Below are 12,552 nucleotides of genomic sequence, written 5' to 3'. Positions count from 1 at the left end.
GGCGATGCGTCCTTACATGCCCACGACGCGCGCCTGCGCTTGCAGCGCCAGCATCGGCGTGCCGGTGGGCATGCAGATCGACGAGCCCGCCTGCAGCGCGGCCGGCAGCCCGCCGATCAGCACCCGCGTCGCGCCGGTCAGCCACATGCCGGTGACGCAGGGGCCGTTGCCCGACGGCGGCGGCGGAAACGCGCAGCCCGCGATGGAATACGTCGACAGGATGGTCACGGCCGGCTGGCCCGACAGCAGCACGCGCGGATTGGGCGCCGTGGGAATGGCCTGGCCACCGTGCGAACACTGCACGGTGGCGCCGAAATGCAGCAGGGGTCCGGGCATGCTCTTGGCCTCCTCAGGTCACCGTCAGGGCGCCCTGGTTGATGTTGACGGCCGGACCGGCAAGCATCACCGTCGCCCCCTGGCCGTTGGACAGCGTGATGCCCACATCGCTGATCGAGATCATCGCGCCCGTCTTGGTCTTGAGCAGGATGCCGCCGGTGGGGCCCGGCAGATCGGAAATCATCAAGGTGTTCTGCCCGCCGGTCTGCAGCACGATGCTGGGCGACACGGGCAGGCCGGCCAGCGCCAGCGCGGGGACTTCGGCGGCCGATCCCCAGAATCCGCCGACCCAGATCGGGTAATCGGGCTTGCCCTGTTCAAACTCCACCCACACGCCCGAACTGACCTGCGGCACGACGAACACGCCGCTCTGCTGGCCGGCGAACGGCACGCAGGGCATGGCCCAGCTTGAGACGCCCAGGCCCAGCACGTCGGGCACCTGCACCTGGATGCGGCCCATCTGCATGGGATCGACGTTGTTGATCACCACGCCGCGGAATTTGCCGTAGTGGCGTTGGGGTTCTGTCATGGGGGCACCAGGGGCAGGGTCGAGATCAGGCCGTTGCGGGCCAGCGAGAATTGCTGCCGGAATTCGCCCGCCTTGAGCGAGCTGTCGACGCGCTTGACGTAGTACAGGCCATCGAACGCCAGTCCCGCACCGCGCACGCCCACCAGCTGGCGCGACTTGAGCACGTGGCCGTAGCGCAGCACGTTGAGCGATCCGTCGGCGGTCACGGCGTCGGCGGTGGTGCCGGCGGCCATGGCCAGACCTTTTCCCAACGCGGCGGCCGGCGACAGCTTGGCGGTGTCCTTGAGCAGCGTCAGCCCCTTGGCCAGCGGCGGCAGCAGACCCAGCGGCGGACTGGTCAGGCTGACGTCGGGAACGGGCAGCGGAATCGGAAACTTGGTCAGCGGATTCTGGATAAAGATGACCGGCAGCGCGGCGTCCGACTGGTTCACCGCGAACGACAGCGACTCGACATTGCTGTGCACGTCCATGCCCAGGTTGAGCGCGGGCTGCACCGGTCCCAGCCGGATCTCCGGTCCCCAGTACGCCACGTTGGCGCCGGGCAGCGGACCAGGCTCGATGTAGAACACGTGGCCTACTTCCCGCGCAAGCTGGCGCACGTAGGCCAGGTCCGTGCCTTCGTGCAGCGGAATGCGTTCCACCGGAATCGGCACGTCGGTAAAGGGCGACGGCACGATCAGCGGCAGCATGCCGTACAGCGCGTAGCGGCCGATGATGGCGGCGACGCGCGCGGGCGGGGGCATGGCCGGGTAGGGCAGGCCGCTCATGTCCTGCTTGTCCATCGCCACCGTCAGGTCTTCGCCGGTGACAGTCAGGCGTGATTGGCCGGGCGCGTTGCCGTCCGTGATCTCCTGGCGCGTGACCAGCCCGTCCATCAGCACGGTGGGCAGGCCGTTCAGCGTGGCGATCAGAATGATGCGCAGCCACGGCACCTGGCCGCCGGTGATCACCAGCAGCGTGTGCAGCGGCGAGCGGTTGCTGACGGAGAACGTGAGCTGAAAACCGCCCGGGCCGTCCGCGGACGACGACACCTCGACGCGCTCCAGGCCGTCCATGATGGGACGGGGCGCGGGCACCGGCAGGCCGGGGCCGACCAGCAGCGTCAGGTGCACGCCGCTAAGCATCGCTGCCTCCGAATGGCGCGTTAAATGAAGCACCCAACGCCGCGGGCAGCGTCACGCGCAGGCTCCGCCCAGGCACTTCCAGCGCGGCCGGACGCGGCGCGTCGTTGCCGTCCGCCAGGCGCCAGAACTGCAGCGGATCGCCCAGCGCCGCCGCGGCCAGCCGGTCAAGCCGGTCGCCCGGGGCGACCGCGACCTCGCCCACCGACGTCAGCGCCGCCGGATCCGGCAGAAAGCGCCGGCGCAGGTAGACGAGCGGCCGGCCGTCCGGCCCGGGCATTTCCGCCGTGGGCACGTCGTGGTACCGGCTGTTGGCGGGAAAGCGTTGCACGCTCATGGCAGGGACTCCAGTCCGACGGAGCCCAGGTCGCCAAGACCGGCCAGCGCGGCCAGCCGTTCCTTGCGCTGTTGATACACGAGGTACAGATGGCCACCCTTGTCGCCAAAGCCCAAATCGCCCACGTGCAGCACGCGCAAACCCAGCGACACCTTGGCGCGGATGGGATTGAGCCGCGCGTCAAAGGCTTCTTCGGTAATCGAAAAGTCAGTCACGCGCACCGGCACCACGCGCTCGCGGCTCCACACGAACAGGCTCAGCGGCGCGACCGTGGGGGCGATCTCCAGCGTGCCCAGGTTGGCGATCTGGTTGTTGCGGATAAGCGCGGCGCTGTCCGGATAGACAATTGTCTCCAGCGCGGCCAGCTGCGCGTGGATGCCGGTGTCGCGCGCCTGGGGATGATCGTCGGGAAATTCCAGCTGATCGGTCGCGTCCAGCTCGGCGTCCAGCCGGATCGTTTCCGCGGGCGGCCCTTTCAGGCGCAGCGGCTCGCCCGCCGCGCCGCCGTCGTCCACGCTCTGTGGCTGCAGCGATCGCGTCAGCGTCTCGGGGTTGTACTGCAGCGAAATCACGCGCTGCACCGCTCCGCTGGCCGGATCGATCAGGATGATGCCGCCGCGCAGCAGGCGGGGCGAAAGCGGTCCGCTCATGGGTAGGCCTGCGGTTCGGCGGCGTTGCGCACGGCGGTGATGCGCTGCGCGCCCACCAGCGCTTCCGGCCAGTGGCGCGCGGCGCTGAAGAGGTCGGGGCGGTAGTCGAATTCCAGCACGAAGCGCGACACCGGCACCCGCGCCACGCAGTCTAGTTCGATGGCGCGCAGCTTGCCCGGCGGTTCGTCAACCATCGTGACATCGGCGTAGCGCGTCTGGCACAGATCCAGCACTTCGCCCACGGTCTTGCCAATCCAGTCTTCCATGGCGGCTCCTAGATCAGGTTCATGTTCTTGGGCACGGCGCTGGCCTCATCCGGCCGGCAGGCGCGATAAAAGCAGATGCCGCAGCCGTCGACCGAGGCCCGCACGGCGGTCTCGACCTTGGCCTGGAACGTGCCGGTGGCGGCGGCAAACGCGTCGTTCCAGCGGGTCTTGAAATCGACGTTGCGCTTGCGGCAGTCGTACACGGCCTCGTAGTCCTGCATGTTCAGCGCGTAGTTGCAGCTGCCGGCTCCGATGTACTTCACCCAGCCCTGGCTGCCGGCCATGAAGTTGGCCACGTCGGCGCCGGAAAACGCGACGCCCAGCTTGGACCCTTCCGAGCTGCTGTACGGATGCGTGTGATAAGTGCCGAGCGTGTAGTCGCCCTTCTTCTCAGCCGGCAGACTGATGCTGCCGCCGCCGCCCGAGCCCGTGCGAATGACGCGCTTACCGTCCTTGTCGGACACGATGCGTCCGCCATGTTCCTGCACGGTGTCGCCGCCGTGGCCGGACTTGGACCAGGCCTCGTTGACCGCGTCATACACGTCGTCCGGCATGGTGTGCGTGGTGGGGCATTTGCGCGCTTCGGCTTCGGCCACGCGCAGGTCGCCCATGCCGGCGCGCTGCACGGTCTGCGCCATGCCCGGCGCCGCCGTGGGCCGTGACAGGCTGTGCGCGGCGCGGTCGGCTTCCGCCTCCAGTGGCGAGTGCGACGGGCCCAGTTCCAGTGGCAGCCCGGGGCGGTAGCGTCCCTGCTGCTGCACCACGTGCGCCAGTTCGTGCGCAAGCAGGTCGCGGCCCTGGCGTGTGCCGGGTGCGTAGCGGCCGGCGCCAAACGCCACATGCGGGCCAACGGTATAGGCCTGCGCGTCCAGCGCGCGTGCCGAATCCGCGGCTCGCGCATCGGCGTGGATGCGCACGCGTCCGAAATCGTGGCCGTAGCGCCGCTCGAATTCCATCCGGTCGGCGGTGGCCAGCGGCTGGCCCGCGCTGCGCAGCACGTCCTCGACCTGCTCGGGCACCGCTGCTCTTGCACGGCCGGATGATGCAGCCGCAGCGCACTTCGACTTGCCGCCGCAACCGCAGGCGCAGCGCCGCATCACCAGGCGCGAGCGTGGCGGCGAGGTGTCGGGACGGGGCGTGAACAAGGACGTTCTCATGGCACGGCTCAATGCTTCAGATGAAACGTGTCGGCGATGGCGCGGCCCGCTTGCGTGCCGGTCTGCGCCGGTTGCGCGCCGTCTGCCACGGTGCGTACCTGCTCTGCATTGGCATCGGTGGCGGCGCCGCCGTTCAGCGCCGCGCGCCGGACCAGCTCGTGCACCAGCGCGGCAACGAACGCATTACGTTGGGCCGCGTCGTGGCTCGGCAGGCTGAGCGCGCGGATATGCAGGTGAATTGCGGATTTCATGGCCAACCTCTCGTTTCGGCATCGGCCAGCGGCCGTTCCCGTTTTGCGGCTTCGGCGTGCGCGGCTTGCAGCACGTGAGCCATGGTGACTTCGGTGCCGGCATCGGCGGCCAGGAAGGCCGCGTTCAGCGCGACGTTGCGGATGCTGCCGCCCGTCAGGTTCAGGCGCGCCAGTTGGCGCGGATCGAGATCGCGGGTCGGTGTGGCGGCCGGGAACACGCCGCGCCAGATCCGCGCGCGCTGGTCCAGGTCAGGAAACGGAAACTGCACGACAAAGCGCAGCCGCCGCAGAAAGGCGCTGTCCAGGTTGGATTTCAGATTGGTGGTCAGCACCGCGAGGCCCCGGTACGACTCCATGCGTTGCAGCAGGTAGCTGATTTCGATGTTGGCGTAGCGGTCGTGGCTGTCCTTGACCTCCGAACGCTTGCCAAAGAGCGCGTCCGCCTCGTCGAACAGCAGGATCGCGCCGCCGTCTTCCGCGGCCTCGAACAGGCGCCGCAGATTCTTTTCGGTCTCGCCGATGTACTTGCTGACCACGGCGGATAGATCGATGCGGTACAGGTCCAGCCCAGTCTCGCGGGCCAGGGCTTCGGCGGCCATGGTCTTGCCCGTGCCGCTTTCGCCGGTGAACAGGGTGGCAAGGCCCAGGCCCCGCGACTGCGCGGCGGCAAAGCCCCAATCCTGATGGACGCGATAGCGCTGGCGCAGATGCGCCGCGATCTGACGCAGCACCGCGCGCTGCGGCTCGGGCAGCACCAGATCGTCCCAGCCTGCGGCCGGCGTCAGGCGCTGCGCCAAGCCGTCCAGCTTGCGGCGGCTGGCCTGCGCGCAGCCCTGCCAGAGCACAGCGGCCGGATCGGCGCCGGTCTCCTGCAGTGCCGGCGCCAGCGCGGCGGCGGTGCGCTGCAAGGTTCGCGAGTCCAGGCCGAACTGGCTGGCCGCCTGGTCCACGGCATCGCCCACGCGCGCGGCGGCCTCTGGCCCCAGCGCCTGCCGCCACAGGGTTCTGCGGTCGGCCTCTTGCGGCCGGGCCACCGTGCACGGACGCGAGGCCGCGCGCAGCGTGACCGGCTCGCGCACGCCCACGAGGCACAGTCCGCCGGCCTGTTCCACCAGATGCCGCGCCGCCGGTGTCAGGCCTTCCGAGGCGTCGATGTACAAGGCGGCGCCCAGCAGCACGGCGTCGCGCTGCCAGAGCGTCAGGATCGCATTGCGTTCGGCGGCGTCGGCCGGCACGTCCTCGGCCTGCAGCGTCAGGCACGCGAGGCCCGCGGCATGCGCGGCGCGCGCCGCCACGTCTTCCTGCGCGCCGGGGTCGTCGCCTTCCAGCACGAACACCGGCAGCGGCGTGCCTTGCGCATCGGCAACTTGCGCGGCGATCTGCTGCGCCGCCGCCTCATGCGCGGACGCCGCGTGCGGCAGGGGCAGCGCCGGCCGCAACAGCGGGCGCAGGCGCGCGTCGGGTTCGTTCAGACCGGCCAGGTAGTGCAGCACGCGTTCGTCGATGCGCAGCCGCGCGGTGCTCAGATCCGCCGTGTCGTCCACGTCCAGCAGGCGCCAGCGGCGCAGCGGACGCTGCGGCGACAGGGCGCTCCAATGCGCGCCTTCCAGTTCGGCCAGCGCCAGCGCAAACGTGGCATGGCGCTGACTCCCATTTCGTCCGTTCGCGTGGGTGCAGAGGTCGGCCAGCACCGCGTCCATCTCGATGCCGGCGCACAGCAGCAGCAGGTCGCGTTCGAACGCCGACAGGCCGAAGGTGGCCGTCAACTGGTCGATGGCCGAGTCGCCGTCCAGTGCGGCGCGCGCCTGCGCAAGCTGCTGCGCGCCGTGGCGCGGTGGCCGGCTGCCGGGCTTGCGCAGCCGTGTGCGCAGCCGCGTGAACTCGGCGGCCAGCAATTGCTGGTTGGCTTCGATCCAGTCGGTGGGCGCGCGCGCGTTCATGGCAGCTCGATCTGGCGGTCAAGATAGCGGACGGGGACCGCTTCGCGGTCAACCAGCGGGCTTTCGATGCCATCCACCCGCAGCCGCGCCAGAAAGCGCGTACCGGCGGGCGGCGCGTCGCGCCATTCGAAGATGAGCGCGCTGGCGGGCGCGGCGGCGGGTTCGGCGGGCAGCTCGCGGTCGCCCAGCAGCAGGCTGGCCGCCTGGCCGGGCAGGAGCGGCGGCGCGATGCCCAGCGTGATGCGCACCGTGCCGGCGTTGCGCGTGGCGGCGGCTGGCGGCAGCACGGGCTCGGGCGCCAGCACCAGCGCCAACTGATTGCTGTCGCGCCGCAGGCCGGTATCGGTGGCCTGCATCGTGGCATGCATGCGGTACACGCCGACCGGCAGGTCCGCGGGCATCGTCAGCCGCAGCCAGGCGTCCGTGCCCGCCTCGACGGCAATGGTGCGTTCGGCGTCCAGCGTCGTGTGGCGCAGCGTCACCACGCGGGCCAAACCGTCCAGATGATGGCCCTGCAACGTCACGGCGCCGCCGGGCACGGCAACCGGCTGCTTGCCCGCCGGTTGCACCGATAGCAGCGTGGGCAGCGGCGGCGTGAGGCCCGGGAACACCATCACGCCCCGGTCGCGCGGCGTGCCGGGGATGGCTTCCCCGCGTGTCAGGACGGGCAGCGCGCCGCGTGCGGGCCGCCGGGACTCGATCAGCACCACCGACACCTGGAACGCGGCGGTCGGCCGGTAGTGCGCCTGCAGCGCGGACCACAGGCGCGACATCTCTTCGGCGCCCAGCGCTGCCGGGGTGATCTTCAACAGCTCGATCTGGCTGGCCAGGTCCGCGCTGCGCAGGCTCTGGTACACGGTGGGCAGGATGGCGCCATCGACCACGTCCGGATCCAGCGCGCGGCGCACGGCCTCGCGCGGCAGCACGGCCGATTCGTGCAGCAGTTGCAGCGCATAGCCCAGCAGCACTTCCGCTTGCAGCTCGGCGCGGCCATACGCGGTCAGCAGATAGTGCAGATCCAGCGCCAGCGGCGGATTGGCGATGCGCTCGCCTGCCGGATCGCGCGACGGCAGCGCGGCATTGCGCCACGCGGCGTTGGGCGTGACCTGATGCAGGAACAGGTTCAACTGCGGGTCTTCCTGGTTGTCCAGCGACACGGCGTCGGGCGCCAGCGCGGACACCTTGACGCCCGCGCCCAGCGCGTCCGTGACGGCGTGGTCGATCATGCCCGAGTCGAGCAGGTCCTTGATGACGGCGGTCACCGCCGCGATCGCCAGCGCGTTGCTCATGGCAGGCCCGTGCGTCTGGCGGTCAGGTAGGCGCGTAGCGACAGCGCGGAGGCGCGCGGGGCGGCCGGGGCCGCGCGCTGGGGCGGGGGAGCGACTTCCAGGCGGTCGATGGTGATGTGGACGTCGGGCGGGGAGGGCGGCTGTGCAGCGAGACGGGCGGCGGAGGCGGTATCGGCCGGGGCGCTTCGCGCATTGCGTGCGGGACGGGCGCCCGCGTCGGCGGCGATGGTAGAGACGGGCGGGGCAGCAGGGTGGGCAACGGCAGTGACGTCCTGCGCGCCGCGTGCCGCCGCCGGCAAGGGCCGTGTGACTGGCGACACGGCTGCCGGCCGGGTGTGCCGGCCTTCGGATGCGTCGTCGTCGGGGTCGATGGGGCGAAGCGCACGCAGGTGACGCTCCGGCGAAAGCGCGTCTTGCTCGGCCGGCTCGGCGCTGCGCGTTGGCCGGTCTGCTTCGGATAGCGGCGGTGTCACGCTGGCACGCACCACACGCACGCCGGCGACGTCCGCAGCGTCGCGTCCATTTGCGCTGGCCCTTTCCGCCTTCCGTTCAGCGTGTCCAAGACCGGCAGGCCACGGCGCATGCGACGGCGTCTGCACCAAGCGCGCATCACTTGATCCCGCCTCGTCGCGGGCGGTTCGGGGGAATGCTTCCGAAGCGGCCGCTGCGTCCTGCGCATCCCCCCGCCAAGCATCACGCGGCACGGCCCCGGCAACCTCCACCGCGCGCGGTGACGGCGCGCTGCGCAGGCGCGGCGCCGTGCCCACACTGCGGCTTGCGAGCTGGCGCAGGAAACCGCTCATGGCAGCGCCTCGCTGTCGGCCAATTCCAGATACGCGGCGCGCCGCGCGGGCCCCAGCGCCAGCACCTGCGGCTCGGTCCAGCCATAGGCGCGCGCCAGACGATGCACATCCCGCAGCAGGCCGCGGGCGCACAGGCTGATGTCGTCCCACACGCAGGCGTCGGCGTCCAGCGCCACCGTCCACGCATGCGCGCAGTCCGCGCAGCGCAACGACAGTTCGATGTTGGCGGCGGGGTCCAGGGCTTCCATGCGCGCTTCGATATCGTCCAGCGCCGCGCCCTGCGGCAGCGCAGCGTTGGGCGGTGCGCCGATCCGGCACGCACGCAGCAGCAGCGCAAGCGCCGCGTCGCTGTCGGCGGCCATCGCGGCCTGCGCCTGGTCGCGGCTGCTGGGCAGACGCCAGGCGGCGCCGTGCGCGTCGAACATGGGCTCAGCCGACGCGCGCTCCGGCGGCGCGGACACCGTCTCCAGCAGCGCGGCCACGTCCAGGTCGAACGCCATCGCCGCACCGCACGCCGGGCAATCGGCGCACGCCGCCAGCCGCGGCCCGAACGTGGCTTGCCGCAGGCGCAGCAGCGCCAGCGTCCGCCATCCGACCGGCCGTGACGCGGCATCCACGTCAGGCATCGCCACGGCAAGCGCCCGCAGGCCGCGGTCTATCGGGTGGCAGTCACGACCTGCCTCCCACAGCGCCAGAATCTGCGATTCGATCAGGGCGGTCATCGCGAGGCTCCATCAGGCCGGCTCGACGAAACTCGGTTCGGATGGCTCGGCGACTTCGTAGTCGCGTTCCCATCCTTCGTTTTCCAGCTTGATGGTCTGAATCGCAACCGCATTGGCGTTTGCGTCCAGATCGGGGATCGCCTGGTATTCCGACACCCAGCAGCGGAACACCTTGTAGGCCAGGACGAGCTGCCCGGCCTCGTTGTAGACCTCGATGATGAGGTCCTTGCGAAAGTTCTTCAGCGACACCTCGCTGCCCAGGCCCGATCCAAAGTTCCACACCTTGTTGGCCCACTGCTCGAACTCGCGGTCGTGCGTGACGCCGCGCTCCAGCGTCACCGCCTCGAACTTGCTGCGGCCCGGCGATTTGCGCCCGCTGGACGGATCGCCGCCTTCGCGGTGCTCGACCACTTCGGTGCTGCGCTTGAGCGCCGACACCTTGCTGACGCCGGCCACGTAGCGGCCGTCCCACTTCACCCGGAATTTGAAGTTCTTGTACGGGTCGAAGCGCTGCGGATTGACGGTGAACTGCGCCATGGCAATCTCCTGGTAACCGTGGTCGGCAAACGCGCCGGGCCGCATGCGGCGCCGGCGCGTGCCGGGCTCAGGCCTGTAACTGGCCGGCCAGTTGCTGGATGCTGATGACGACGAACTCGGCGGGCTTGAGCGGCGCAAACCCCACCAGGATGTTGACCACGCCGCGATTGATGTCGTCCTGCGTGGTGGTTTCCCGGTCGCACTTGACCAGATAGGCCTCGCGCGGCGAACTGCCCTGGAACGCGCCCTGACGGAACAGCGTGTTCATGAACGCGCCGATGTTCAGGCGGATCTGCGCCCACAGCGGCTCGTCGTTGGGCTCGAACACCACCCACTGCGTGCCGCGATACAGCGATTCTTCCAGGTAGAGGGCCAGGCGCCGCACGGGCACGTACTTGTATTCGGAGGTGAGCTGATCCGCGCCGCGCAGCGTGCGCGCGCCCCACGACACCGCGCCATACACCGGGAACGTGCGCAGGCAATTGACCCCCAGCGGATTCAGGCTGCCGTTCTCGCCATCGGTCAGCGTGGCGGCCAGCGAGATGACGCCGGTCAGGTTGGCATCGGTGCCCGCAGGCGCCTTCCACACGCCGCGATTGCCGTCGGTGCGCGCATACACGCCGGCGACGGTGCCACACGGCGGCGCCAGACGCGGCTTGCCGTTCTTGAGCGGGTCGGACACGTAAGTCCACGGGTAGTAGACGGCGGCGTGATCCGACTTGGGCAGCGCCGTGCCGTTGGCCGCCGCCACCATCGCCGCCGGATCGGTTGCGGTGGGCGGGGCGTCCACGATCATGAAGGCGCGCCGCTCTTCGCAGTACGACGCAGCGTCGGCCAGCACGCCGCTGTGCGTGATGGCCGGCAGGCAGAGCAGATTGAAGATGTCGGCGTCTTCCAGCGCATACAGCCCTTGCCGCAGCGCGCGGCTGCCGATGAACGCGGCATAGACGTCGTCGGGACCGTAAGGCGTTTCGGTGCCGCCTTCCAGCAGCGCATCGACGGGCGGCGGCGAGGCGACGGCGCCCGTCAACAGGTGCAGCGAAGCGGCCAGATCGTTGGCCGGCGCAGCGGCCACCGCAATAGTGGAGCCCAGGCCGCGCGAGCCGCTTGCCAGCACCAGCGTGCTGCCCTGCACACGCGCCGTGAAGTCTCGGAAGGCGGGCGTGCCCGGCCGCAGCGCGCGCACGGCGGCCTGCAGGCGCGCCGCCACGTCTTCAAGCTTGGCGGCCAGCGAGCCGCCTGCAGCCCCGGCATCGCCCAGGCTCACGAGTTCCGGGCCCAGGCCATCCAGCGTGATGCGCAGGCTCGTGTGCGTGGCGTCGGGCAGCGCGTCCAGGTCGGTCGCGCCAAAGGCGTCGCTGGTCAGCGTGGCGGCATCAGGCGTGGGCGCGGGGCGGATGATGGCCGCGCCGTCGGTTTCGATGCCGCCGGCCAGCGACCCCAGCATCAGCACGCCCGCGGCGTTGTTGCGCGCGCCGGGCAGCACGCGGACGCTGGCGTTTTCACCGCCCGCGCCGGATGTCATCACCAGCGTGTTGCCGTTGCGCGCGGCAGTAAAGTTGGCCAGCGCTGGCCGGCCCTGCGCCTGCGCCCGCACCTTGGCCTGGATCGCCGCGGCCAGCGCGGTCAGGCGCTGCGTCGCGGTGCCGCCGGCAATGTCGCCGGGCAGCGCGATGCTGACGCCCACGGGTTCCAGCCCGTTCACGGCCACGCGGAAATCGGTGTGCGTCGCATCCAGCAGCGTCTGCACGTCGCCCAGCGTGCCGCTGACGCTGGTGCCCGCCGGCAGCGCATCCAGCGCGCCCTGCGACAGCATCCGCTCCAGGCGAACGAGCTGCGACACGCCCTGCACCAGATCCAGCAGATAGCGCGGATCCTTGGCATTCAACGAGACGTTGGCGTAGCTTTCCGCCCGTCCGTCGCTGCCGCGGATGAACTGGATGTTGAAGGTGCTGGAGGGCACGGCGGTGGCGTGGTCCACGCGGACCTGGATGCTGTTGCCGGACATGCCCGGATCCAGCGCGCGCACTGTCAGCACGTCCACCGCTGTTGCGCTGCGCAAGGTGCGCTGCGCGGGCGACGCTTCCTTGACCACGCGCACGACCCAGGCATCCGTGCCGCCGTTCACAAAGAACTGGCGCACGGCATAGCCCAGCTCGGAATCGTCGGCCAGTCCGCCAAAGGCGCGTTCATAGTCGGAGAAGCTGAATATCCGGACAGCCTTGTTGACGGGACCGCGCGGGGCCGCGCCCAGGAAGGCGGCGACTGAAGTCGCAACCCCGGCAATCGTGCGAACGCCGCTGGGAATTTCCTGGATATAAACCCCGGGATGGGACAGGGTAAGGGCCATGAGCTGCTCCTTCACGCGGCTGTCGGGATCAATGTCCTAGTCGCAGGAGAGGCTTAGAGAGCCGCCAGCGCGCCACGGGAGACGGGCAGGAAAGACTGGCGATTCGCGCGAGGCTTGCGCGGGGTGGCGGGCGTTGCGCCGCTCTAGTTGGATTGCAGCGGAAAGGCAATCGGGCAAAAGCAGCAAGCCCTGGTAGGAACGAGTTATAGAAGTTCTGCCTGATGCGATCAATAGCTTTTTAACGGCGTTAACGATCTGTTGCTT

14 protein-coding genes are annotated in these 12,552 nt (G+C 70.1%); all 14 read right to left on the bottom strand.

From position 1 onward, the window contains the following. Positions 1-12 precede the first annotated feature (12 nt). Positions 13-336 carry a hypothetical protein gene (locus CLM73_RS23125; RefSeq protein ID WP_105240410.1) on the bottom strand — a complete coding sequence of 108 codons (324 nt, stop codon included), beginning with the start codon at positions 334-336 and terminating at the stop codon, positions 13-15. Between the two features lie 13 nt (positions 337-349). Beyond that, positions 350-865 (bottom strand): phage baseplate assembly protein V, encoded by a 516-nt coding sequence (locus CLM73_RS23120; protein ID WP_056558514.1) that lies wholly within the window; start codon positions 863-865, stop codon positions 350-352. Further along, complete coding sequence (locus tag CLM73_RS23115; protein ID WP_105240409.1) at positions 862-1,989, bottom strand: hypothetical protein; 1,128 nt, start codon at positions 1,987-1,989, stop codon at positions 862-864. The genes CLM73_RS23120 and CLM73_RS23115 overlap by 4 nt, the downstream gene beginning before the upstream one ends. Next, positions 1,982-2,323: a hypothetical protein gene (locus CLM73_RS23110; protein WP_105240408.1), complete on the bottom strand. Its 342-nt coding sequence runs from the start codon at positions 2,321-2,323 to the stop codon at positions 1,982-1,984. Before CLM73_RS23110 ends, CLM73_RS23115 begins: the two co-directional genes overlap by 8 nt. Next, positions 2,320-2,973 (bottom strand): hypothetical protein, encoded by a 654-nt coding sequence (locus tag CLM73_RS23105; RefSeq protein WP_056558507.1) that lies wholly within the window; start codon positions 2,971-2,973, stop codon positions 2,320-2,322. Before CLM73_RS23105 ends, CLM73_RS23110 begins: the two co-directional genes overlap by 4 nt. Continuing rightward, positions 2,970-3,239, bottom strand: coding sequence for a hypothetical protein (locus CLM73_RS23100; protein ID WP_105240407.1), 270 nt, complete (start codon positions 3,237-3,239; stop codon positions 2,970-2,972). Before CLM73_RS23100 ends, CLM73_RS23105 begins: the two co-directional genes overlap by 4 nt. Before the next feature lie 8 nt (positions 3,240-3,247). Continuing rightward, complete coding sequence (locus tag CLM73_RS23095) at positions 3,248-4,396, bottom strand: DUF4157 domain-containing protein (RefSeq protein ID WP_105240406.1); 1,149 nt, start codon at positions 4,394-4,396, stop codon at positions 3,248-3,250. Between the two features lie 8 nt (positions 4,397-4,404). Then, on the bottom strand, positions 4,405-4,647 hold the full coding sequence (locus tag CLM73_RS23090) for a hypothetical protein (protein WP_105240405.1): 243 nt from the start codon (positions 4,645-4,647) through the stop codon (positions 4,405-4,407). Then, positions 4,644-6,587 (bottom strand): ATP-binding protein, encoded by a 1,944-nt coding sequence (locus tag CLM73_RS23085; RefSeq protein ID WP_105240404.1) that lies wholly within the window; start codon positions 6,585-6,587, stop codon positions 4,644-4,646. Before CLM73_RS23085 ends, CLM73_RS23090 begins: the two co-directional genes overlap by 4 nt. Next, a complete protein-coding gene (locus CLM73_RS23080) occupies positions 6,584-7,876 on the bottom strand; it encodes a DUF4255 domain-containing protein (protein ID WP_105240403.1) in 1,293 nt (430 codons plus the stop codon). Before CLM73_RS23080 ends, CLM73_RS23085 begins: the two co-directional genes overlap by 4 nt. Beyond that, entirely contained in the window at positions 7,873-8,349 is a 477-nt protein-coding gene (locus CLM73_RS29015; protein WP_158685916.1) for a hypothetical protein, read from the bottom strand. Before CLM73_RS29015 ends, CLM73_RS23080 begins: the two co-directional genes overlap by 4 nt. Before the next feature lie 326 nt (positions 8,350-8,675). Further along, positions 8,676-9,401, bottom strand: a complete 726-nt coding sequence (locus tag CLM73_RS23070) for a hypothetical protein (RefSeq protein ID WP_105240401.1) — start codon at positions 9,399-9,401, stop codon at positions 8,676-8,678. 12 nt (positions 9,402-9,413) lie between these two features. Then, positions 9,414-9,938: a phage tail protein gene (locus CLM73_RS23065; protein ID WP_056566211.1), complete on the bottom strand. Its 525-nt coding sequence runs from the start codon at positions 9,936-9,938 to the stop codon at positions 9,414-9,416. A gap of 67 nt (positions 9,939-10,005) precedes the next feature. Further along, on the bottom strand, positions 10,006-12,288 hold the full coding sequence (locus tag CLM73_RS23060; RefSeq protein ID WP_105240400.1) for a phage tail sheath family protein: 2,283 nt from the start codon (positions 12,286-12,288) through the stop codon (positions 10,006-10,008). Between the last annotated feature and the right edge of the window lie 264 nt (positions 12,289-12,552).

It is taken from the genome of Achromobacter spanius, from assembly GCF_002966795.1.
Taxonomy (GTDB): domain Bacteria; phylum Pseudomonadota; class Gammaproteobacteria; order Burkholderiales; family Burkholderiaceae_B; genus Achromobacter; species Achromobacter spanius_D.
Note: the sequence above shows the minus strand (reverse complement) of the source record. Positions and strands in the feature narration are given on the sequence as shown.

Excerpts from the sequence above, each read along its gene's own strand:
- CLM73_RS23125 (WP_105240410.1), bottom strand. The coding sequence starts at position 336 with ATGCCCGGACCCCTGCTGCATTTCGGCGCCACCGTGCAGTGTTCGCAC.
- CLM73_RS23120 (WP_056558514.1), bottom strand. The coding sequence starts at position 865 with ATGACAGAACCCCAACGCCACTACGGCAAATTCCGCGGCGTGGTGATC.
- CLM73_RS23115 (WP_105240409.1), bottom strand. The coding sequence starts at position 1,989 with ATGCTTAGCGGCGTGCACCTGACGCTGCTGGTCGGCCCCGGCCTGCCG.
- CLM73_RS23110 (WP_105240408.1), bottom strand. The coding sequence starts at position 2,323 with ATGAGCGTGCAACGCTTTCCCGCCAACAGCCGGTACCACGACGTGCCC.
- CLM73_RS23105 (WP_056558507.1), bottom strand. The coding sequence starts at position 2,973 with ATGAGCGGACCGCTTTCGCCCCGCCTGCTGCGCGGCGGCATCATCCTG.
- CLM73_RS23100 (WP_105240407.1), bottom strand. The coding sequence starts at position 3,239 with ATGGAAGACTGGATTGGCAAGACCGTGGGCGAAGTGCTGGATCTGTGC.
- CLM73_RS23095 (WP_105240406.1), bottom strand. The coding sequence starts at position 4,396 with ATGAGAACGTCCTTGTTCACGCCCCGTCCCGACACCTCGCCGCCACGC.
- CLM73_RS23090 (WP_105240405.1), bottom strand. The coding sequence starts at position 4,647 with ATGAAATCCGCAATTCACCTGCATATCCGCGCGCTCAGCCTGCCGAGC.
- CLM73_RS23085 (WP_105240404.1), bottom strand. The coding sequence starts at position 6,587 with ATGAACGCGCGCGCGCCCACCGACTGGATCGAAGCCAACCAGCAATTG.
- CLM73_RS23080 (WP_105240403.1), bottom strand. The coding sequence starts at position 7,876 with ATGAGCAACGCGCTGGCGATCGCGGCGGTGACCGCCGTCATCAAGGAC.
- CLM73_RS23070 (WP_105240401.1), bottom strand. The coding sequence starts at position 9,401 with ATGACCGCCCTGATCGAATCGCAGATTCTGGCGCTGTGGGAGGCAGGT.
- CLM73_RS23065 (WP_056566211.1), bottom strand. The coding sequence starts at position 9,938 with ATGGCGCAGTTCACCGTCAATCCGCAGCGCTTCGACCCGTACAAGAAC.
- CLM73_RS23060 (WP_105240400.1), bottom strand. The coding sequence starts at position 12,288 with ATGGCCCTTACCCTGTCCCATCCCGGGGTTTATATCCAGGAAATTCCC.